The sequence below is a fragment of the Paraflavitalea sp. genome (assembly GCF_059502485.1).
In genome coordinates, this window is the sequence record NZ_JCACET010000008.1 from 985,522 (window position 1) to 1,007,796 (window position 22,275).

General features: G+C 46.9%; 19 protein-coding genes. 13 read left to right on the forward strand and 6 right to left on the reverse strand.

Going from position 1 to position 22,275, the window contains the following annotated elements:
- Positions 1 to 44: 44 nt before the first annotated feature.
- Entirely contained in the window at positions 45 to 2,180 is a 2,136-nt protein-coding gene (locus tag AC5JBY_RS06880) for a S9 family peptidase (protein ID WP_495903824.1), read from the reverse strand.
- A gap of 77 nt (positions 2,181 to 2,257) precedes the next feature.
- On the opposite strand from AC5JBY_RS06880, the gene AC5JBY_RS06885 reads away from it, so the two are divergent.
- A complete protein-coding gene (locus tag AC5JBY_RS06885) occupies positions 2,258 to 3,085 on the forward strand; it encodes an FkbM family methyltransferase (RefSeq protein WP_495903825.1) in 828 nt (275 codons plus the stop codon).
- A gap of 153 nt (positions 3,086 to 3,238) precedes the next feature.
- Here AC5JBY_RS06885 and AC5JBY_RS06890 read toward each other — a convergent pair whose 3' ends face one another.
- Positions 3,239 to 5,053, reverse strand: a complete 1,815-nt coding sequence (locus AC5JBY_RS06890) for an ABC transporter ATP-binding protein (protein ID WP_495903826.1) — start codon at positions 5,051 to 5,053, stop codon at positions 3,239 to 3,241.
- Positions 5,054 to 5,195: 142 nt separating this feature from the next.
- Here AC5JBY_RS06890 and AC5JBY_RS06895 point away from each other — a divergent pair, with 142 nt between their 5' ends.
- Together AC5JBY_RS06895 and AC5JBY_RS06900 are read left to right on the forward strand one after the other, a co-directional pair.
- Positions 5,196 to 5,570 (forward strand): ribosome-binding factor A, encoded by a 375-nt coding sequence (locus AC5JBY_RS06895; protein ID WP_495903827.1) that lies wholly within the window; start codon positions 5,196 to 5,198, stop codon positions 5,568 to 5,570.
- 54 nt (positions 5,571 to 5,624) lie between these two features.
- On the forward strand, positions 5,625 to 6,854 hold the full coding sequence (locus AC5JBY_RS06900) for an FtsX-like permease family protein (RefSeq protein ID WP_495903828.1): 1,230 nt from the start codon (positions 5,625 to 5,627) through the stop codon (positions 6,852 to 6,854).
- Positions 6,855 to 6,986: 132 nt separating this feature from the next.
- Here AC5JBY_RS06900 and AC5JBY_RS06905 read toward each other — a convergent pair whose 3' ends face one another.
- Positions 6,987 to 7,823 (reverse strand): transketolase, encoded by an 837-nt coding sequence (locus AC5JBY_RS06905; protein WP_495903829.1) that lies wholly within the window; start codon positions 7,821 to 7,823, stop codon positions 6,987 to 6,989.
- Between the two features lie 233 nt (positions 7,824 to 8,056).
- On the opposite strand from AC5JBY_RS06905, the gene AC5JBY_RS06910 reads away from it, so the two are divergent.
- From AC5JBY_RS06910 to AC5JBY_RS06940, 7 genes are all read left to right on the forward strand, one after another.
- Positions 8,057 to 9,181 (forward strand): glycosyltransferase family 4 protein, encoded by a 1,125-nt coding sequence (locus tag AC5JBY_RS06910; RefSeq protein WP_495903830.1) that lies wholly within the window; start codon positions 8,057 to 8,059, stop codon positions 9,179 to 9,181.
- A 114-nt stretch (positions 9,182 to 9,295) separates the two neighbouring features.
- The gene (gene frr / locus AC5JBY_RS06915) at positions 9,296 to 9,859 is read left to right on the forward strand and encodes a ribosome recycling factor (protein ID WP_495903831.1); all 564 of its coding nucleotides are present in this window, start codon (positions 9,296 to 9,298) and stop codon (positions 9,857 to 9,859) included.
- A 123-nt stretch (positions 9,860 to 9,982) separates the two neighbouring features.
- Complete coding sequence (locus tag AC5JBY_RS06920; RefSeq protein WP_495903832.1) at positions 9,983 to 10,735, forward strand: PPK2 family polyphosphate kinase; 753 nt, start codon at positions 9,983 to 9,985, stop codon at positions 10,733 to 10,735.
- An 87-nt stretch (positions 10,736 to 10,822) separates the two neighbouring features.
- Entirely contained in the window at positions 10,823 to 11,203 is a 381-nt protein-coding gene (gene mscL, locus AC5JBY_RS06925; protein ID WP_495903833.1) for a large conductance mechanosensitive channel protein MscL, read from the forward strand.
- Between the two features lie 71 nt (positions 11,204 to 11,274).
- The gene (locus AC5JBY_RS06930; RefSeq protein WP_495903834.1) at positions 11,275 to 12,318 is read left to right on the forward strand and encodes a DUF3078 domain-containing protein; all 1,044 of its coding nucleotides are present in this window, start codon (positions 11,275 to 11,277) and stop codon (positions 12,316 to 12,318) included.
- A 143-nt stretch (positions 12,319 to 12,461) separates the two neighbouring features.
- On the forward strand, positions 12,462 to 13,376 hold the full coding sequence (locus tag AC5JBY_RS06935; protein ID WP_495903835.1) for a segregation and condensation protein A: 915 nt from the start codon (positions 12,462 to 12,464) through the stop codon (positions 13,374 to 13,376).
- 101 nt (positions 13,377 to 13,477) lie between these two features.
- On the forward strand, positions 13,478 to 14,329 hold the full coding sequence (locus AC5JBY_RS06940) for a pirin family protein (RefSeq protein ID WP_495903836.1): 852 nt from the start codon (positions 13,478 to 13,480) through the stop codon (positions 14,327 to 14,329).
- Positions 14,330 to 14,381: 52 nt separating this feature from the next.
- On the opposite strand, the gene AC5JBY_RS06945 is transcribed toward AC5JBY_RS06940, so the two are convergent.
- Together AC5JBY_RS06945 and dxs are read right to left on the reverse strand one after the other, a co-directional pair.
- Complete coding sequence (locus AC5JBY_RS06945; protein WP_495903837.1) at positions 14,382 to 15,023, reverse strand: murein L,D-transpeptidase catalytic domain-containing protein; 642 nt, start codon at positions 15,021 to 15,023, stop codon at positions 14,382 to 14,384.
- 92 nt (positions 15,024 to 15,115) lie between these two features.
- Positions 15,116 to 17,050 carry a 1-deoxy-D-xylulose-5-phosphate synthase gene (gene dxs, locus AC5JBY_RS06950; protein ID WP_495903838.1) on the reverse strand — a complete coding sequence of 645 codons (1,935 nt, stop codon included), beginning with the start codon at positions 17,048 to 17,050 and terminating at the stop codon, positions 15,116 to 15,118.
- Between the two features lie 285 nt (positions 17,051 to 17,335).
- Between dxs and AC5JBY_RS06955 the strand changes: the two genes are divergently transcribed.
- From AC5JBY_RS06955 to AC5JBY_RS06965, 3 genes are read left to right on the forward strand one after another with little or no spacing between them, the layout of a single operon-like run.
- Complete coding sequence (locus AC5JBY_RS06955) at positions 17,336 to 18,376, forward strand: sensor histidine kinase (RefSeq protein ID WP_495903839.1); 1,041 nt, start codon at positions 17,336 to 17,338, stop codon at positions 18,374 to 18,376.
- An 8-nt stretch (positions 18,377 to 18,384) separates the two neighbouring features.
- Positions 18,385 to 19,119 carry a LytR/AlgR family response regulator transcription factor gene (locus tag AC5JBY_RS06960; protein ID WP_495903840.1) on the forward strand — a complete coding sequence of 245 codons (735 nt, stop codon included), beginning with the start codon at positions 18,385 to 18,387 and terminating at the stop codon, positions 19,117 to 19,119.
- A gap of 37 nt (positions 19,120 to 19,156) precedes the next feature.
- Positions 19,157 to 20,437, forward strand: a complete 1,281-nt coding sequence (locus tag AC5JBY_RS06965) for a M20/M25/M40 family metallo-hydrolase (RefSeq protein ID WP_495903841.1) — start codon at positions 19,157 to 19,159, stop codon at positions 20,435 to 20,437.
- Between the two features lie 91 nt (positions 20,438 to 20,528).
- On the opposite strand, the gene AC5JBY_RS06970 is transcribed toward AC5JBY_RS06965, so the two are convergent.
- Positions 20,529 to 22,223 carry a TlpA family protein disulfide reductase gene (locus tag AC5JBY_RS06970; RefSeq protein WP_495903842.1) on the reverse strand — a complete coding sequence of 565 codons (1,695 nt, stop codon included), beginning with the start codon at positions 22,221 to 22,223 and terminating at the stop codon, positions 20,529 to 20,531.
- Between the last annotated feature and the right edge of the window lie 52 nt (positions 22,224 to 22,275).

Here is a 22,275-nt window from a genome sequence, read left to right on the forward strand (position 1 = left end):
AATAGCACATTCTATAGGGCCTGTATTGTTATACTGTTTTTGTCTTAGAATCCTCTCTGGGGTGTAGTAGTGCCAGTGAAAGCTGCTGGTAACGGTTTATTCAGCAGGTACTGGTACCAGAAGGCATAAGCCTCGTTGCGGTTGTGCTGACCTTTCTTCATGTTGTTGCCACCAATGCCGTGTCTTTCTCCGGGATATACCATGAACTCAAAGTGCTTACCCAGGTTTTGTAATTTATCGATCAGGGTAAGGCTGTTTTGCATGTGCACGTTGTCGTCGGAAGTGCCGTGTACGATGCGCAACAATCCTTTATATTTTTCAGCATAGGTTGCTGCTGCTGTATTCTTGTAGCCTTCAGGATTTTCTTTGGGCGTATCCATGAAACGCTCGGTGTAATGGGTATCATAGAAATGCCAGTCGGTAACGGATGCGTTGGCAATACCATGTGTAAATACATCAGCTCCATAAGTGAGGGCCATGCAGGTCATGTAACCGCCAAAGCTGCCGCCGGTCATAGCTACTTTTGTTGTATCTACCCATGCTTGCTTGCGCAGCCATTTGCCGCAGGTCATGTAATCTTCTATTTCCCATTTGCCGAGCTGGCGGTGGATGTAATTCAACCCTACTTTTCCAAAGTGGCCGCTGCTGCGGTTGTCGAATGCTACCTGGATCACGCCTTCCTGTGCCCACCATTGTGCTGCGCCACCGGCAGGTCTCCAACGGTCGTACACGGTGCCTGCATTGGGGCCGCCGTAGATGCTGATGATTACAGGGTATTTCTTGTTGGGATCGAAGTTGATAGGATAGGTGATCGCTACCGGCAGGTCGAACACACCATCGCCTGATTTTACACGTACCAGTTCTGTTTTAGGTACTGTGTAGGCATCGAAATCGGATCCTTTAGTATCGCCCAGTGTACGGATCAGCTTTCCTTTGCCATCTACCAGCGCCATCGTGGTGGGGGTAGACAGATTGGAATAGGTTGTGATGAAGTATTTTCCGTTGGGTGAAAGGTTTATCTGGTCGTGGGAATATTCTCCAAAGCTCAGGCGGGTTAAGCCTTTACCATCGAGCCCTACTTTGTAGAAGTCGAAGCGGGCAGAATTTTCTTTGCGTGCCCTGAAGTAGATGACTTTTGCTTTCTCATCTACTTTGGTGATGGAAGTGCCCCACAGGTTGCCGGTGGTGATCTGGTTGATCAGTTTGCCGGTAGCATCGTGGTAATACAGGTTTTCCCAACCGTCTTTATCGCTTTTCAGGATAAAGCCTTTGCCGGCAGACAGAAACTCGATGCGGCTGCCTTCGTCGAGGTCGATCCATGTTTTTTGTTGTTCGTTGTATACTTCTTTTTTGCCGCCGCTGGCAAAGTCGATGTTGTAGATAACGAGGTTATCCTGTCCGCGGTTCATCCATTGTACCCACAGCTGACCTTCGGGTGTCCAGAAAGGGGCGCCGAAGTATTGGTCGTCTTTCGGATTGAAATCAGCCCATGTGGTAGCGCCAGTTTCAATGTTGGCGATACCCACTTTTACATCCGGATTTTTTTCTCCTGCCTTGGGGTAACGCTCGTTTTCGAGGTAGCCATCCTGACCATCGAGTACATAAATGGGGAACACTGGTACTTTAGCATCATCAAAGCGCATGTAGCAAATACGTTTACTGTCGGGGCTCCACCAGAATGCTTTATAGCGGCTGGCGCGGCCGAGAATCTCTTCATAATATACCCAGGATGCATATCCGTTGAGGATCGTTTCTGAGCCATCTTTGGTGAACTGCACCGCTTGTTTGGTGGCCAGCTCCATGGCATAGAGGTTATTGTCTTTTCTTGTATAGGCCACCCATTTTCCGTCGGGTGAAATGGTAATGTTGCGGGCGTCAGAAATGCCGATAGCGGGCATTGCCTGTTGGCGTGGTTCGGAAGGAACCTGTCCTTCGTACGTTTTTGATTTGCCTGTTTTCGCTTCTACGGCGAGGAAGATCGTTTTCCCTGCTGCGTCTTTTTGTAATTCGATGTAGTGGTCATCATCTACCCATCCCCGGATCGAGGGGAGTGGTTTGGTCATATTGGGAGACGCATTTTTGAATACCTGGTCGTACGTGAAATTCTTTTGAGCTGTTGATGAAAGTGCTGCCGTCAATAGCAGCAGGCAAGCGGTGCCTGATAGAATTTGCTTTCTCATGTAATGGAAATATTGAAGCGGTGAATGTACGGAAAATTTGCCCTAATTTTGTCGCTACCCAAACAAGACGAACCATTATGATATTCAAATATTTGAGAGAATCTTTTGCCCGTAAAAAGGCGCGCCGGGTGTTTAGCGAATACCCGATTAAGGTATCGAATTACCAGTTGGCAGATGAGGGCACGATACAGTTTGGCAATTGGATGAATCCATTGACTGGTGAAAAGGTGATCACGCAAACTGAGGTGGATTTCTTTAAGCGTTTTATTCCTAAGGGTAGCCTGGCTATCGATATTGGTGGCAACACGGGCGATACCACCGTGCCCATGGGGCTGGCTGCCGGTAAGGAAGGACTGGTATTGGGTTTCGATCCCAATCCGCACGTGTTTAAAGTACTTGAAAACAACGCTGGTTTAAATAAAGATAAAACCAATATTGTAGCGTTGCCTTATGCTATTTCTGATGAGGACGGGGAGTTTTATTATGGCTCTTCTGAAGCTTCTTACAGCAATGGCGGCATCAGCTCCGAGGCTGATAAAAAGCATGGCAACTTTACCTTGTCTCAAAAGGTGAAGGGTGTGAACCTGCAACAGTACCTCGAGAAGAATTACGGTAGCTGGCTCGACAAGCTTTCTTTCATCAAGATCGATACGGAGGGGTATGATAAGGAGATCGTTAAATCTATTGCCGGCCTTATTGTAAAATACAAACCCGTGATCATTTCAGAAGTGTTTACGCAGCTGACTAAAGAAGAGCGTAACGAACTGTATGATGTGATTGCTGATAAGGGGTATGATCTTTTCTACTTTGCCGATTTCGATAGCAAGGCTGAAACCAAGCCTATTCAGCGTACGGATATGACGAACTGGACGCATTTCAATTTGTACGCTCTTCCGAAGAAGTAAGTTGTGAGTTCAGAGTAGAGAGTTCAGAGCCCGTTTACTTCAACAACGATATCATTAAATAAAAAAGCAACACTTTCGGTGTTGCTTTTTTAGTATTGCTATGTCTTTGTTTCTATAAATAGACCCTGAACTCACGACTGGCGACTCTCTACTCTACTTGACTTCCTGCATATCTACGAGCCTTTTGTAAAAGCCGTCCTGGTCGATTAGTTGATCGTGGGTGCCGCGCTCTACGATCTTACCTTTTTGCAGTACGATAATTTCGTCGGCATGACGAATGGTGCTGAGGCGGTGGGCGATCACAATGCTGGTGCGGTTGGCCATCATCTTGTTGATGGCATCTTGTACCAGTCGCTCACTTTCTGTATCGAGCGAAGAGGTGGCTTCGTCCAATATTAAGATGGGCGGGTTCTTTAAAACAGCGCGGGCAATGGTTACGCGCTGACGTTCTCCACCACTCAATTTGCCGCCGCGGTCGCCAATATTGGTTTGGTAATTTTCGTCTTTGCTCATGATGAAATCATGGGCGTTGGCAATGCGGGCCGCCTCTTCAATTTCATCAATCGAAGCTACCGGATTGCCCAGAGAAATATTATTGGCAATGGTATCATTGAACAGGATGGGTTCCTGCGTTACGATGCCCATATGGTCGCGCAGCGAAAGCAGAGAATATTCTTTGATGTTCACCCCATCGATCAACAGCTCTCCACTGGTCACATCGTGAAAACGGGGCACCAGGTCGGCCAGGGTTGACTTACCCGCACCAGATGAGCCTACCAAGGCGATGGTCTTACCTTTTTCGATGGTGAGGTTGATGTTGTCCAGGATGGTAACGTCCTCGTATTTGAAGGTTACGTTACGGAATTCAATGTTATGCTTAAAGCTGGTAAGTTGTTTGGGGTTGAGGGATTCGCTAACAGTGTTGGTAGCTTTGAGTATCTCTTCTATTCGTTGTATGGCTGAAGATCCGCGTTGTGCATTGTAGAAGGCTGTTGATAATGATTTGGCGGGGTTAATGATTTGGGTGAAGAATACCACGTAGGTAATGAATGCTGCTGATTCGATGGTATGATCAAATACCAGCTTGCCGCCAAACCATAGTATACAGCTCAGGGTCAATACACCCAGGAATTCTGACAGTGGTGAAGCAAGATCACGTCGGAACGCCATTTTCACCCGCACCTGGTTAAGAAAATTGTTGGTATCAAAGAAGCGGTTGCTCAATAGCTTTTCTGCGTTGAACGCTTTGATAACGCGTAAGCCGGTCAGGGTTTCATCGAGTACGGATAACAACAATCCTTGTTGTTCCTGGGCTACGGTAGATTGTTTTTTAAGGCTGCGGCTTACCCGGCCGATAATGAATCCCATCAATGGCAGTAATACTACCAGGAACAGGGAAAGTACAGGGCTTAAAAATATGAGGCTGGTTAAAATGATCAGGATGGTGAGTGGTTCACGGATCAGACCTTCCATGGTGCCAATGATACTCCATTCGATCTCGTTCATATCATTGCTCATGCGCGAAATGATATCGCCTTTACGCTGTTCGGTGAAGAAGCCAATGGGCAAGTGCAAGATCTGTGTAAACATATCGGCGCGGAACCTCGTCATTACCCGGTTGCGAAGCGGGATGATCACCCGGTAAGAAAGATAGATGAACAAATTTTTGAAGAGAATCGAAACAATCAATACAATACATATAATAGCCAATGCACGTTCCTGTCCATGCTCTGTGATCAGTTTCCCCAGCGTGTACTTCAGGTAATTCATAATGCCGGTGGAATTGAATTCAAATACCGGCTCCTGGGTTACGATCTGATCGGGTGCGAACAGCATCTGGAGGAAGGGGGCCAGCATACCCAGGGAAACGAGCGAAAAAACTATAGATAGGAAGTTATAGAAAAAGTATAAGGCCATTTGTCCTTTCTGGTCCCGGAGGTAGTAGAGAATCGTCGAAAATCGCTTCATGAAATGTTAAAATAGATCAGATAATATCGTCATTGGCCTGTCTTTCACCTCTTTTTCATCGGTTATTGGTGCTATTCTGTACCCGGAATGGCCATAAACAGCGCAAAGTAACTAATTTTACAACGATTAAATCGTTAATGATATGCAAGAAGGGAAGCGACAAAAGCAGATTGCCGGCCTTTTAAACGAAGAATTGAATGCTATATTTCAGCGGCTGGGGCTTACCATGATCAATGGGGGTATGGTGTCGATCGTTTCCGTGAAGATTACGCCCGACCTGCTGGAGACCCGTATCTACCTGAGTTTGTTCCAGGTAGGTGATCCGCAGGCTGCCCTGAAGAAAATAGAGGAAAGGGCCTGGGAGATCAAAAAAGAGCTATCCCTCAGGGTAGGCAAACAGCTGCGCCGTATGCCTGAATTAAAGTTTTACCTGGACGATACGCTGGACCATGTGTTCAAGATGGAAGACCTGTTTAAGAAGATCAACGACGAGAAGAAGGAAGAAGGGCGCGAATAGTGAGTGGTCAGCAGAGCACGGCAATATCCGAAATTCTAAATCCTGCATCCGAAAATGAATTTTCTTTTCGCCTGGCGTTATTTTAAAGCAAAGAAGTCGACCAATGCGATCAATGTCATAGCATGGATCAGCATGGTGGCCATTATGAGCATCACGTTTGCTTTTATCGTTGTGCTCAGTGTGTTCAATGGTTTTGAAGGGCTGGTCAAATCCTTGTATTCTTCTTTCTATCCGCACGTGCTGATTTCTCCCAAAGCTGGTAATAAAACTATTCTTGTCTCGCCTGAACAGTTGAAGCAATTGTCGGGTGTAAAGGATGTGACACACTATTCCCGTGTTATAGAGGAAAAGACCTTACTGCAGAATGGCGATATCCAGGTGCCTGTCTTGCTCAAGGGGGTAGATGATGGCTACGAGCAGGTAACGGGCGTGGCGCAGAAGATCATCCGTGGTAAATACACTACCGGCACAGCCGACAGGCCCGTGATCGTATTGGGCAATGGTGTGGAAGGGGCTTTGGAGATCGAGTCGGATAAGAATCTTTATCCCATCACTGCTTATATATTTAAAGGCGGTGAATCGGTTAATGTGGCCGACTTGTATGGTTCTGTTGCTGCGGCCAATATCATTACCGGCGGCACTTTCTTTATCCAGGCTGATATCGATAATAAGTATGCTGTTACCAATATCGATTTCATGCGCCAGATGCTGGCGTTGAAAGATAATGAAGTGAGCCGTATCGAGATTGCGCTGAGTGATGAAAATAAAGGGGATGCTGTCGCAAAAAGTATCCGGCAGATCTTCGGTAATAATAATTATGTGGTGGAAACGCGGTATGAGCAGAATAAAAGCCTGTATAGTGTGATGACGCTGGAGAAGTGGGCCATTTATGGTCTTATGACCTTGATGTTGATCGTTGCTGCTTTTACCATGATTGGTGGTTTGACCATGCTGGTGCTGGAAAAGCAAAAAGATATCCAGGTGTTGAAGGCAATGGGTGCTAATAACGGGATGATCCAAAAGATATTCCTGAGTGAAGGGTTGTTGCTGGCAGGGATCGGCGCCGTTACCGGCATTATCCTGGCCGTGATCTTTTGCTGGCTGCAGGTGAAGTTTGAGTTGATCAAACTTGAAGGGGGGACGTTCCTGATCAATTATTATCCCGTTCAGCTGGTGCCGCGCGACTTCTTGCTGATTGTTGCCACCGTATTTATCATCGCTTTGACAGCATCCTGGTTCCCTTCGCGTAAGGCGGCGCTGCAGCCGATAGAGTTGAAGAGTTAGAGGCAACGAGGCAGGAAGGCAACGAGGAAAAACCGTATACCTCTCTAAAAGAGAAAACCGGAACACGAATTACACTTCGCATTCCGGTTTTTTATTTGATAAGCAATCCTTACTTAGTGATTGCGGCTATTATTAATAGTCTCCCAGTGTTTCAGGAAGCTGAGCCAGTGCTTTGGCCAGTTGTTCGTCGTTGGGAGCGATACCGTGCCATTCGTGAGAGCCTTGCATGAAATCTACGCCGGCACCCATTGCAGTGGTCATGAGGATAACGATCGGCTTGCCTTTGCCTACGAATGTTTTGGCCTTTTCCAGTGTAGCTGCTACTTCTTCCGGATCGTTGCCTTTTTCGAGCCTGATCACTTCCCATCCAAATGCGTCGAACTTAGCGCCCAGGTCGAGCAGGTTCATTACTTTTTTGGTAGGTCCGTCGATCTGCTGGCCGTTCCAGTCAACTGTAGAAATCAGGTTGTCTACTTTATGGTGGGCTGCAAACATGATGGCTTCCCAGTTCTGACCTTCGTCCAACTCACCATCACCATGTAAAGAGTACACAAGGTTTTTCTCTCCGTTCAGTTTTTTGGTGAGGGCAGCGCCAAGGGCTACGCTCATACCTTGACCCAGGGAACCGCTGGCCATACGAATGCCGGGCAGGTGCTCGTGGGTAGCAGGGTGACCTTGTAACCTGGAGTCCAGTTTACGGAAGGTGGCCAGTTCTTTGATATCAAAGTAGCCAGCACGGGCTAATGTAGAGTAATATACGGGGGAGATGTGGCCATTGGACAATACGAAAACGTCTTCGTTGGTGGCGTCCATATTGAATTGCGGGTTGTGCTGCATTACTTTAAAGAAGAGAGCTGTAAAGTAATCTGTACAACCGAGGGAACCTCCGGGGTGGCCACTGGCAGCACCATGAACCATTCGAACTATATCGCGCCTGATCTGTGAAGCAATGTCTTTTAATGCGGGCATAAGCTGGTCTTTAAATGTGGAAGCAAAACTACATGAATTTACTTTTGACCCATTGATGGGACTGATTTTTTTATTGTTTTTTATATCTCAAACTTTCTTATTTACAATAAAGTAGCTATAACATAAGTTGTTATTTCGGAAATAGGCCGTAGTTTTGCTGCCGGCACCAAATTTGCCCCCAACGGCCCGGATTAGCAGCACGTAGATAAATTTGGTCACCAAAACCAGGCTAAATGTTCGATGTATTACTATCAATAGCTATTTCTTTCACGATCACATTTTTAGCCATTCCGGTAATTATTACCGTAGCGGAAAGAAAGAAGCTTTTTGATCTTCCCAATGAGCGGAAGATCCATCAGAATCCAATTCCTTCACTGGGAGGCCTCGGCATCTTTGCCGGCTTTGTGATGGCGTGCCTCATTGCCATTCAGTTTCACGGTTCTCCGGAATTTCAATATTTCCTCGCTGCCAGTTTCGTGATCTTTTTCCTCGGTTTAAAAGATGATATACTCGTCATCTCTCCTATAAAGAAATTCATTGGCCAGGTATTGGCCGCTTTCCTGATCATTTATAAGGGCAATGTACAGATCAGAAGCATGCACGGTTTCATGGGCATCCATGAGTTGCCGGAGTCTTTTAGCCTGCTGCTGACTTATTTTACAGTTATTGTGATCATCAATTCTTTCAACCTGATTGATGGTATCGACGGGTTGGCTGGTAGCCTTGGCTTGATGGCTACAGTGGTTTTTGGCTTTTACTTCCTGCAGGTGAATATGCCGGCTTATTCCATCCTGGCTTTTGGGCTGGCTGGTAGTCTGGCTGCTTTCCTCATCTTTAATTTCCACCCTGCCAAGATCTTTATGGGCGACACGGGGTCGCTATTGATAGGGTTGATCAATTCTATATTGGTGGTGAAGTTCATCGAGGTGGCCAATGCAGTGAATGTGCCCTATCCTATCGTGCCTTCACCGGCCATCGGATTCGCCATCCTGATGATCCCACTACTGGATACATTACGGGTATTTGCTATCCGTATCGTAAACCGCCGCTCTCCTTTCAGCCCCGACCGCAACCACGTTCACCACTTGTTACTGGATAAAGGCCTTTCGCACCGCGCTATTACTTTAACACTGGTGTCGATCAACCTGCTGGCTGTTGTGTTGGCTTATGCCTTCCGCGATTCGGGCTGTACCTGGATCATCCTGGCTATTGTACTCACCTTTTTTACCGGCATTGCCGCTTTATATTATACCCGTCCGAAGCCCCGCCTGTTTGTGGCACGCACCACAGACCCCGAAAACAAGAAATCCCGGATCGTACCGCTTACCAAGGACACGATCTTAGAGCAAAAAAATTAGAGAAGGGTATTAGCGATTGGCTTTTAGCCTTTAGCTAAGGGCTAATACCCAATAGCTAACGCCTGAATTCTTTATTCTTCCTACATTTGCAGCGCAATCAATTATTCATACATTATGTCAGACGAGTTAAATATTATTGAAGAACAGGCCCAGGAAGCCATGGACAAGGCCATTAATCACCTGGAAACTGAACTGATCAAGGTGCGGGCAGGTAAAGCCAACCCTAACCTGGTAGACGGTCTCGTAGTAGATTATTATGGAACGCCCACGCCCATCAACCAGGTAGGAAACATTACCGTGGCTGATGCGCGTACGCTGAACATTCAGCCCTGGGAAAAGAATATGCTGCAACCTATCGAGCGCGCCATCATCAATGCCAATATTGGTATCACTCCACAAAATGATGGTAATATCATCCGCCTGTTCATGCCGCCTTTAACAGAAGAGCGTCGCAGAGAACTTGTAAAACGGGCGCAGGGTGAGGGTGAGCATTCCAAGGTCGCTATCCGTAACATCCGCCGTGATGCTATGGAGCAGATCAAGAAGCTTCAAAAGAATGGACTGAGTGAGGATATTGCCAAGGATGCTGAAAAGGGCATACAGGACAGCACCGACAAGTATATCACCCTCGTGGATAAGCACCTTGCTGCTAAAGAAAAAGAGATCATGACTGTATAGATATTATTCTATAAGTTGAGATTATAATATTGGCCACTCCATTATGGAGTGGCTTTTTTGTGTATACAAGTCTTTTTTTATAAGAGTAAAATATAATACCTTAATTGTACCAAACAGTAACCTATGGGCAGGATCAGGCTGGACGATATTTCCACGAGGGCACCTAAAGACTTAGACAAGGAGAGCACCAAAGAGAAAACGAAGCAAATACTGGCTAAGCTGGATGATTTGCAGAACCTGTTGTATGCCGAATCCAAACATGCCATCCTGGTGATCATCCAGGGGCTCGATGCCAGTGGCAAAGATGGTGTTATCCGCAATGTATTCACCTCCATGAACCCGCAGGGCATTACTGTCAAATCCTTCAAAACCCCTACTGCCCAGGAATTGAGCCACGATTTTTTGTGGCGCATACATGAAGCTGCACCTGCCAAAGGCATGATACAGGTCTTTAACCGCTCACAGTATGAAGACATATTGATCACGCGTGTACATAAATGGATCGATGACGGGATGGCGAAAAAACGGATGAAGGCCATCAACGATTTCGAGAAGCTGTTGCAAGAACATAACAATACACAGATATTGAAATTCTACCTGCATGTATCTCCAGAAGAACAGCAGGAGCGGTTGCAGGAACGTATTCATGACCGTACCAAACAATGGAAGTACAACGAAAATGATTTCGCAGAAGCAAAGTTGTGGGATGATTACCGGAAGGCGTATGAAGATTGCTTTGAATACTGTAGTGACATCCCCTGGACTATTGTACCCGCCGATCAGAACTGGTACAAGGAATATGTGATTGCTTCGACACTGCTGGATACGATGCAGAAACTAAATATGCAGTTTCCTGGTTTGAAGAAAGAGGGGTAAATGGGTATCATTGAACCCTCTTATATATAATAGTTAATTTGCAATAGTTTTTATTCTCCTCACCGTTTAAAACAACTGATTATGGGCATGATGAAAGAATTCAAAGAGTTTGCAATGAAAGGCAATGTAGTTGACCTTGCCGTAGGTGTTATCATAGGCGCTGCTTTTGGAAAAATAGTCAGCTCCCTCGTTGATGATGTGATAACGCCATTGATTCTGAAACCTGCATTAGAGGCCGCTAACCTAACCAGGCTGGAAGATTTTACAGTGCTTGGTACGGTAAAGATCGGCTTGTTTATATCTGCTGTATTGAACTTTATTATCATAGCCTTTGTGTTGTTCTTGCTGATCAAAGGTATCAACAGGATGAAGAAGAAAGAAGAAGCTGCACCAGCTGCACCTCCAGCACCAAGCACAAGCGAAAAGCTGTTGATGGAGATACGCGACGAGTTGAAGAAAAAAGGCTAAGGGTTATCGTTTCTCCTGCATTTTGAGTATCTTCAGAATAGCCTTATTCTAATTAACCAAACTACTTAACTATGAGAAAATCGTTCTTACTAACGGTATTCAGTGTGTCCTTTCTGGCCACCTGGGCCCAGGATGCAGGTGTCAAGGATATGAAAGCCCAATCCGAGAAAAAACTGGCTTCCGATACAGCCCACAAATCGGGTTGGAAGAAGGGCGGCGTTTTCTCTCTCAACGTAGGTCAGGGTGGTAGCAGGAACTGGGCTGCCGGTGCAGAAAAGTTCTCCTTCTCCACAGCGGCTTACCTGAGTGTCTTTGCCAACCTGAAGTCGGGGAAGTTCTTTTGGGACAACACGCTTGACCTGGGATATGCCATGGTGAATACCACCTCTTTAGGTAACCGTAAGACCGATGATAAGATAGACTTGTATAGCAAAGCCGGTTATGAACTGACTGATAAAATAAGTGTGGCAGGTGTCGTCAACTTCAGGACACAGTTCTATGACGGTTTCGATTATAACTACCGTGGCAAAGGATACAAACGCAGGATATCAGGTTTCTTCGCTCCTGCTTACCTGGTGGTAGCGCCGGGTATCGACTGGCATCCTGTAGACTATTTCAGCATCTTCGTTTCTCCTATCTCTACGCGTTTGGTGATCGTAACCAATGAGCCCAAGAGTTATTACTATCCGGCCGGTGATCCGGGCGCCGATGGTGGTGGTTTCGAAGCGCCGCTGTCCACCTTTTATGGTGTGGATCCCGCCCGTGAAGTAAAAGCTGAAGCGGGCGCTTATGCTTCCGTGAACTTCAATAAGGAGATATTGAAGAATGTGTCGTACAAAAGCCGTCTTGACCTGTATTCCAACTACCTGGCAACGTATCGTTTTACCCCCACGGGGCCCGATCAGTTGCAGGTGGATAAGGTCAGCGCCAAGCCGCAGAACGTGGATGTGTTCTGGACCAATGCCATCGTAATGAAAGTGAATAAGTTTCTGAATGTTACTTATAGTCTTGATCTTATATATGACGATGATGTGCGGCAATTTGGCCCCAATAAAACGTCTGCCGGCACCCAGATAAGGTCGCTGCTGGCTGTGGGTTTTTCTGCCAAATTCTAATCAGGGATTTCCTTACATTTGTCGGCCGCGGAAGCGGGGTTGAAAGACCGAAAGTCAGAAAAGTCCGGAAGTCGGTAAGTAATTACTGTATTTCTTTCGGTCTTCCGGACTTCCGGTCTTTCCGACTATTAAAACTATACTCAGTGAATCAATCCAGCTACCAGATCAAGTTGCCGCAGTTTGAAGGCCCTTTCGACCTCCTGTTATTCTTTATTGAAAGGGATGAGCTGGATATTTATAATATACCTATTACCAAGATCATCAAGGATTTCCTGGATTATATCCATGGATCGGGTGAATTGAATATTGAATTATCGAGCGAGTTCATCTTGTTCGTATCCACCCTGATGCGTATCAAAGCCAAGATGCTGTTGCCACGCAAGGAACTGGATGCGCAGGGTAATGAGATCGACCCCCGCCAGGAACTGATCGACAAGATCCTTGAATACAAGCGCTTTAAAGAAGCTTCCGTAAAGATGGCCGAAATGGAGGCCATCCGCATGTTGATGGTAAGGCGTGGTAACCTCCAGAAAGAGTTGTCGCACATTGGTGAAGAAACCGGTGAGGGCACTGAGATCCAAACGATCACATTGTTCAAGCTGATGAAGACCTTTGAGCGGGTGATGAAGAAGATGGAGCAGCGCAATGCCGTGAAGCCTGTACACACCGTGGTAAGGTATAACTATACCATGGAGGGCAGCCGTGAGTTTATGCTGAGTAGTGTGAAGAAGGAAAAGGTAGTGTCTTTTGAAAAGGTATTTGAGGTTTGTGAGGACCGCATTCATGCTATTTTCCTTTTCCTTTCCATCCTGGAGTTGGTACAAATGAAGTACATGACCCTGATGGTAGGTGAAGGCCGCAATAATTTTATTCTTGAATTCAACGAGAACCGCGAAGAAGATCCCGTTTGGGATGCAAAAACGCTGGGGCTTGAACCTCCTTCTGCCGTTGAGGACACTTCTGCCGAAGAAACGCCTATTGGCGGTTTGTTTGGCGATACCTATCCCTCTGCTGACGAACCGTCTGACGAAGAGCCGTCTACTGACGAAACGGCCTAAAATACTCCCTTAATACTGCCATAACCGAATGGGTACAATAGTTGGTGTTTAAACGCCAATTGTATTGTTATTGCTTTATTTAACCAAAAAAAGGAGTTTTTATGACTACCAGAACGGTGTCGCAAATCATTGATGCGACCAATGAGATGGTAGGTCCGTTCAAGATCAAGAACGTTTTACCTACCCGTACTTTGAGACAGGTAGATCCCTTCCTGTTGATTCACCACATGAAACCTAGTGTATTGAAAGCTGGTTCCGAAGTGAGGTTGGCGCCTCACCCACATGCCGGCTTTGAAGTAGTGACCTATTTGCTGGATGGTGAGTTCTTTCACCGTGACAGCAAGGGGCACGACCAGGTAGCGACTGGTGGCGATATCAACTGGATGACTTCCGGTAATGGTGTTGTTCACTCAGAAGGTCCTACCCCCGCTTTTTTGAAGCAAGGCGGTACTGTACAGTTGTTACAGATCTGGGTCAACTTACCGGCTGATAAGAAAACACTGGATGCTTCTTTCCGGCACTATGCTGCTGCAACGTTGCCCGGGCAATCCGGCGATGGTGTATGGGTAAAGACATTGATTGGCAGTTATAATGGGCAATCTTCTCCCATTGCAACGCATACGCCTATGTTCCTGCACCATGTGAAACTGAAAGCCGGCGCCTTGTTTACCTTGCCCGTTGATAATTCGTACTCTTCGGCTTTATATGTATTGGATGGAAAAATTAAATTGTTAGGACAGGATGTGACTGCCGGCCAGTTGGTCGACTTTCATATCGATGGTGATCAGCTCGTTCTTTCCGCCACCAGTGATGTTGACTTTATTGTTTTTGGCGGAGAGCCTTTGAAAGAGAAGGTTGTTAGTTATGGACCTTTTGTGATGAATAGTTTTGAAGAGATCCAGGAAGCGATCAGGAAGTATGAGATTGGAAAAATGGGAATACTTGATTATTGATGTCAGGCTGAGCCCGTCGAAGCCCTTCGACAAGCTCAGGGTGACAATGTGGTCATTCAAATATCCATAACAGTATTGGCCGTGGCGATGCATCTATCGTTGCGGCCATTTTCTTTAAGAAAGCCGGTGCCACAGTAGGGCAGCCATCACTCTGGCAAATAGGATATGGGTCCACTTCTCCGTAGGGTACGCATCCGTGTGAGTGCAGTACCACGAATCTTTTAAATGCATTGTTGTTGGTAGAATCCTGTCCGTGTAGTTTATAGGCCAGGCCAAACTTGCCTTTGTAGGCAGCTCCTATCTTATACTTACCCAGTGAGGTGCAACCGCAACCCACTTCGTTGCCATAGCGGCGGCCGTTGAGCCAGTCTTCATTGCAGCGGCCATGAGTTACCAGCCCGGCATCGGTGATAGAGTCCTTCTTCAGGTTGTATACAAACAACCGGTTCTTGCCGGACTCGATACTCATATCGATCAAAAAGCAAATGTCTGTATTGTATTTATTGCGGATAGCGTATTCCCTGGCTTTGGCTGCGCGCGATTCCAGTTTGAGCAGCAGTTTTTTACGGAGCGTGGCACTGATGTCGCGGTTAACTGTCCTGTAAACAGGCTTCATTTTGGTATAATACCAGGTGGCGCTGCCCAATAGGAACAGTACTATTATAGCGAGCGAAAGGAGCAATAAACGTTTCATGCAGGAAGGGGGTTATGACACCTCATCAGATGCCATTATAACGTCCCTCCATAAATGAACGGGTGTAAAGTGCTGTTAAAGATTTCTGAATGTTATTGCAGCAGCGACCCTACTGTTACCTTGTCTTTCATCATTTCACGAACCGTTTTCGCGATGCCTGCAGCATCGTAGCCACATTCGCGGTGCAGTTCTTTGGGCGTGCCGTGTTCTACCAGGCGGTCGGGGATGCCCAGCATCTTCACGGTGGCGCGGTAGTTATGTTGTGCCATGAACTCCAATATAGCGCTGCCAAATCCTCCAACGATAGTGCCGTCTTCAACGGTAACTACCTTCTCGAATTTGCTGAATACTTCGTGCAGCATGGCTTCGTCCAGTGGCTTGGCAAAGCGCATATCGTAATGCGCGGGATTCAAGCCTTCTGTCTTCAGCTCGCGGATGGCTGTGGTTACAAAGTTGCCGGGATGTCCCAGTGAAAGGATGGCAATATCGTCTCCGTCTTTCAGCTTTCGGCCCTTACCAATTGTTATTTCTTCAAAAGGCGTCCTCCATTCGGGCATCACGCCTTCTCCGCGTGGATAGCGGATCACGAAAGGATGGGTTTCGTTGCTCTCCAGTTGGGCTGTATACATCAGGTTACGCAGTTCGCTTTCATTCATCGGCGCACTGATCACCATGTGGGGTATACAACGGAAGAAAGGAATGTCATATGCACCGTGGTGCGTAGGTCCGTCTTCTCCTACCAGTCCTGCACGGTCGAGGCAGAAGATAACGGGCAGCTTTTGTATGGCTACATCATGCACCACCTGGTCGTAGGCACGCTGCATGAAGGAAGAATAGATGTTACAGAATACTTTCAAGCCTTGCGTGGCCATACCAGCGCTGAGGGTTACGGCGTGTTGCTCGCAGATACCTACGTCGATAGCGCGGTCAGGCATTTTCTCCATCATGAATTTGAGGGAGGAGCCGGAAGGCATGGCCGGTGTGATACCAAACACGTTTTTATTCATCTCGGCCAGCTCGATGATCGTATGACCAAAAACATCCTGGTACTTGGGTGGCTGCTTGGTTTCGAAAGTCTTCTTATAGATCTCGCCAGTGATCTTATCGAACAGACCGGGCGCATGCCACTTGGTCTGGTCTTTCTCAGCGAGTGAATATCCTTTGCCCTTTACGGTTACGATGTGCAACAGTTTGGGGCCGGGTATTTTTTTCAGGTCCTGTAAAGTATCAACCAGCTTGGTGATATTGTGTCCGTCGATAGGACCAAAGTAGCGGAGCTTCAGTGCTTCAAACAGGTTGCTGCTCTTGTTCACAAATCCCTTAATGCTGTGCTCCAGCTTGCTGGCCATGTCGCGGGAGAAGTTCTTTCCTACCGGCAGTTTGCCCAAGGCCTTCCAGATGTCATCTTTCAGGCGGTTATAGGTATGTGAGGTAGAGATGTCAGTCAAGTATTCTTTCAATGCACCTACGTTGGGGTCGATGCTCATGTTGTTATCATTCAGGATGATCAACATGTCAGCATCGGTTACACCTGCATGGTTCATTCCTTCGAACGCCAGGCCAGCCGTCATGGCGCCATCGCCGATCACAGCTACCGACTTGCGGTTCTCGCCTTTGTACTTGGCGGCCATGGCCATGCCCAGTGCGGCAGAGATAGAAGTGGAGGAGTGACCTACACCAAACGTGTCGTATTCGCTTTCGCTGCGTTTAGGAAAACCACTGATGCCGTTATACTTCCTGTTGGTGCTGAAGTTGTCCTTGCGGCCGGTAAGGATCTTATGGCCATAAGCCTGGTGGCCTACGTCCCATACCAGCTGATCGTAAGGAGTGTTGTAAATATAGTGGAGCGCTACAGACAGTTCTACTACGCCAAGGCTGGCGCCAAAGTGACCCCCATGAACACTCACCACATCAATGATGTATTGACGCAGTTCGTCACACAACTGGTGCAGTTGTTCTCTGCTGAGTTGTTTTACATCTGCCGGTGATTGGATCATTTTGAGCAAGGGGCCGGGAGCAATTTCCATCGGGAGAAAATTTATGTATCAAAAGTACTACTTTATGGCTTGAAATTCAGGGTTTCCGGCTTTTGTGGCGGGTAACTTGCCGCCGGGGGCTGGCACCATCACAGGCAAAGGCTACTTTATAACCCGGATATTTATGTATTGTGTTGATTATTAGCCTGATGGGATGCATAATACAGGAAAGTGGGTATAATGAGTCTGCCGATAGCCCGGCTTTTAAGCCATATATCCAAAATACCATAGGAGGGCTAACCAAATGTATAGATTTGCTAAGACCCAAATTCTGAGATGGCGAAAAGAAATTCATATTACTGGCTTTGCCAGATAGGTGGCTGGGGCCTGGTAGGTCTTTCCATGTTGTTTTATGCTTTTACGTTCAAAGAAGAAATATCCAATGCGTACCTGTACCGGATACTCATTTATGTAGTGTCGGGTATTGCAAGCACCCATATACTGCGGGAGTTTCTTAAACGCACCAACTGGTTGTTGCTGCCCATCGAAAAGATGGCTACCCGGCTGGGTGCCGCTGTGATCATTACCAGTATTCTGTATGGCTTGCTGGTGTTGGGGGCGTACGAGATCTTCCAATTTGAGAACAAGAATAAGCTCGACTTCTCCACCCGGCTCTTCGCCAATGTATTGAACATCGGTATCTTCATGATCCCCTGGACGCTGCTTTATTATTTCTACCACTACATCGAGAAAAGCCGTCGCCAACAGGTGGATACTTTGAAGCTGGAAGCACTGGTGAAAACACTGGAGCTGAAGACCATCAAGTCCCACATCAATCCGCATTTCATTTTCAATGCCCTCAATAGCATACGCGCCCTGATCGACGAGAATCCCAACCGGGCAAGGAATGCCATCACCGAGTTGAGCAATATCCTGCGCAGCAGCATGCAGGCCGAAAAGCTGGAAACAGTTCCTTTCGAGAAAGAGCTGAACATAGTAAGAGATTACCTCGCGCTTGAATACATCCGTTTTGAAGATCGCCTGCGTATAGAGTACCAGATCGATGAAGATACGCTCGACCAGCCTGTGCCGCCCATGATGCTGCAAACGCTGGTGGAGAACGCCATCAAGCATGGCATTGGCAAGCAGATTAGCGGTGGTATTGTAAAAGTGGTTTCCGATTTCAAGAACGACTTCCATGAACTCATTGTACTGAACTCCGGTTCCCTCAACGGGCACATGAATGGCGATGGTTTTGGCCTGTCCAGCACCAAAAACAGGCTGCAACTATTATTTGGTGAAAAAGCTAACTTTGAGATCAAGCAGGTAGATGGACTGGTAGAGGCGAGGGTGCTAATTCCTGTTGAAATAAAATAAATGGACGTATGATCAAAGCGATTATTATCGACGACGAACGACTGGCAAGGAATGAACTGAAAAAGCTGTTGATGGAGTTTCCGGAGATCGAAGTGGTAGCAGAGGCAGCTAATGCAGGAGAGGGTATCGAGAAGATCGAACACATTAATCCGGACCTCGTATTCCTGGATATTCAAATGCCTGGTAAAACAGGTTTCGATATGCTGTCCGAACTGGACAGAACGCCCAACGTGATTTTTACCACCGCTTACGATGAATATGCACTGAAAGCTTTCGAGGTGAACGCACTGGATTATCTGCTGAAGCCTGTGGAGCCCAAGCGCCTGGCGGATGCTATTCAGAAGCTGCACATGCAGGACGAGCGCGGAGATGCCAGTCCCATACCCCTGAATATGAACCGCTCCATATTGAGTGAAAGCGACCAGGTGTTTGTGAAAGATGGAGAGCGCTGCTGGTTTGTGAAGCTGTCGGATATCCGCCTGTTTGAAAGTGTGGGCAACTATGCCAAAGTATATTTTGGTCCCAACAAGCCACTCATTCTGAAATCGCTCAATGCGCTGGAAGAAAGGCTGGATGAGAAAACCTTCTTCCGGGCCAACCGAAAACATATTGTCAACCTTCGCCTCATCGATAAAATTGAACCTTATTTCAATGGCGGCCTGCTGTTGGAATTGAAGGGCGGTGAAAAGATCGAGGTAAGTCGCAGGCAGACCGTGAAGTTCAAAGAAATGATGAGCCTGTAATCCCTGGTGCATACACCTTAACGCCTATATTTACTGCATGATTAAGAAACTACTATTACCTGCGGCCCTTATTGCTATGGGTCGCCTTGGTTATTCACAATCCATCGACCAAATCATCAATGAAACTGAGGTAGCACGCGTGGAGCGCATATTGTCTGCCGACGATATGGGAGGCCGTAAGCCATTTACGCCCGGCATCGACAAGGCTGCTGACTTCATCGCTTCGGAGTTTAAGAAGGCCGGCCTGAAGCCTGTAAAGCGTGGGTCGTACCTGCAGGAATTTGCTATGCTGCGCACAAAGTTCCTGTCGGCGTCCGGCACGCTCAATGGCAAGCCGGTAGAAGAGAAAGATATCATCGGCGTAACTGCAAAGTCAAAGCTGAAGATCACCCAGAAATCAAAGTATAAGATAGTCAAAGCAAGCAAAGACAGCTTGTATGCTGTATATACCCGACTGACAAAAACTTCCGGCAATTATCTGTTGGTGGTGGATACTGCTGCCAGAAGTATGTTCAATAACCTGAAGCGCCGCTCTTCTTCTTTTCCGCCCACAGCCAATATCATTGGTGTGCTTACTGTTGAAGAACCTGCTACTTATGCTATCGAGTTCAACCAGGAAGTGACCAATATGCCATTGAAGAATGTGGTAGGTATTCTGCCTGGTAAAAGTAAGAAGAAAGAATACGTGATCTTCTCTGGTCACTATGATCACCTCGGTATTGGCAAACCCAATGCGGCCCAGGATTCTATTTATAACGGGGCTAATGATGATGCTGCCGGCACCACAGCGGTGATCATGCTGGCGCATTACTTTGCACAGCAAAAGAATAATGAGCGCACCATCATATTTGCCGCCTTTACTGCGGAAGAGTCCGGCGGTTTTGGTTCAAAATATTTTTCAGAGCAATACGATCCCGCTAAAGTAATGGCGATGTTCAATATCGAAATGATCGGTACCGATAGCAAATGGGGTAACAATTCTGCATTCATCACCGGGTATGAAAAGACAGACATGGGAAAGATCCTGGAGAAGAACCTGGAAGGTTCCAACTTTAAGTTCTATCCCGATCCTTATCCCCAGCAGCAGTTGTTCTACCGGTCAGACAATGCAACACTGGCGCGTCTCGGTGTTCCGGCACACACGATCTCTACTTCTAAAATGGATAGCGAAAAATTCTATCATACGCTCGATGATGAATTTGAGACGCTGGATATGAAGAACATGACAGAGATTATCAAGGCCATCGCCATCAGTTCTACTTCTATTGTGGCTGGTAAGGATACGCCATCACGCGTGGATGCCAGCAGCTTAAGATAATGGTAACGAAGAAATCAGCTGGATTTCAAACAAACGAGGCGGCACATTCAAAAGTGCCGCCTCGTTTGTTTAGGGAAAAACTATCAGGTATTTATTTCAACAAGCCATTGATTTTTCTCAGCAGCTTGGTTTTATCACTGGGCCTCATTGCACGGTCATCGGCTACTTTACCGGTTCTATCTACCAGCACATAATGTGGAATACCTGAGATGTTGAACTTCTCAGATAGCAGTTTGCCATCTCTGTCATTGGCAAAGTAATGCTCGCCTTCGATGCCCTTGTCTTTGATCGTATTCTCCCACGATTGTTTGGTGCAACTGATGCCAATGTAGAGAAATACTACATCCTTGCCTGCGAGCTCTTTTTGCAATTCCTTCGAATCAGGCATTTCGCCCATGCAAGGGCCACACCAGGGTGCCCAGAAATCGATATAGATAACTTTCCCTTTGTAGGGTTTCATTAGTTCATCAAAGAACTTATCGCTGTTTACCTGCAGGGCAGTGCGCACATGAGTGGCATTGCTCATTTTGCCTGCCAGCACATCGCGTAAGCGTTGATTGTCTCGTTTGATCTGGGTTTTCACATCCGCATTGGTCATCTCGCCGGATAGTTGATTCATTTCATTTTCATCGAGAGGTGCACGCCAATCGTTTAAAAAGCCTGTAATGATCCGTGCATACAACAGGTCTCTGCTTACGCCGGGGCGCAGGGCTGCTTCCAGCGAGTCGAGTGAACGGCTAAAGTTCATCGTGGAGATCAATTCGTTTCTGGCTGCGACATGCTTTTTAATGAAGGAATCGGCAAGTTGTTGTTGCGTTGCATTTCTGCTGGCAGCCGGTGTTTCTACAGCTTGCTGCTCTTCTGCAGAGACTGCTGTTCCATGCTGTTTCAGGTAAGCAATGAAATATTGGTCGTCTACGGAGGTTCTTGGGGTAAGTACTTGTGTTTTATAGAAGCTGGCATATTCTCTTAAAAAGTTGCTGTAGGTCTCCGTGATCACTGCTTCTTCATTGTCTACCGGCATAGTTTCTAAAAAGCTCATGTATTCAGGTGTCAGCTTAGTCTCTGGCCGCCTTGTTTTTACCATACCGTGCATCCAGTGGTAACGAAGCAGGTCTTCGGCAGCATAGTAGCGGATATACTGGGTCATCAGTTGCCGGAACTCTGAACTGGTATTGTTCTTCTCGTTGAAGCTGGCAAGCGCCTGCAACATGCGATCCATAACATCGAGGCGGTATCTTTTATAGGCCATTTGATCCAGCGAGTCTATAAGATCATAATGGACTTTATAGCTCAGGATTGTATTAAGGGTTGGCCGGAAAGCATTATACTCCTTATTGAATTGGGCATACTGGCCGGCAAAGGTCATAGGCTCGCGCTGCTTGAGTTGTTCAACGTAAGGCAGTTTGGCAAGTGTTTTAACCGCGGGCAGATCGAGTTTTATATCCAGGGAACTGCCGGGTACCGCGTAAAACATAACCAGCTCTTCGCCAAATAGGAACATGATCTCCTGTGGACGATTGAGCGGAAAAGTAATGCTGAAGTTGCCCTTCTTATCAACTTCACCCACATGGTTTTGCTGGTCATTTTTATATAGGTGGTTATAGACGACTTTGCAGAACTGGAAGGAATCAACTGCGGGGTCATACCCCACAAAAGTACCCATGACGGTAAATGGTTTTTCGGCCAGGCTTACCTTGCTGAAAGCATTCAGGGACTTTTGAGGCTGGGCAAAAAGGAAGAAGGGGGCTGCCACAGCCAACAGTTGCAGGATAACGTTTTTCATGTTGGTGGGTTGTTTTTGACTTATGATGCATCAAAATAAACCTTTCACCCGA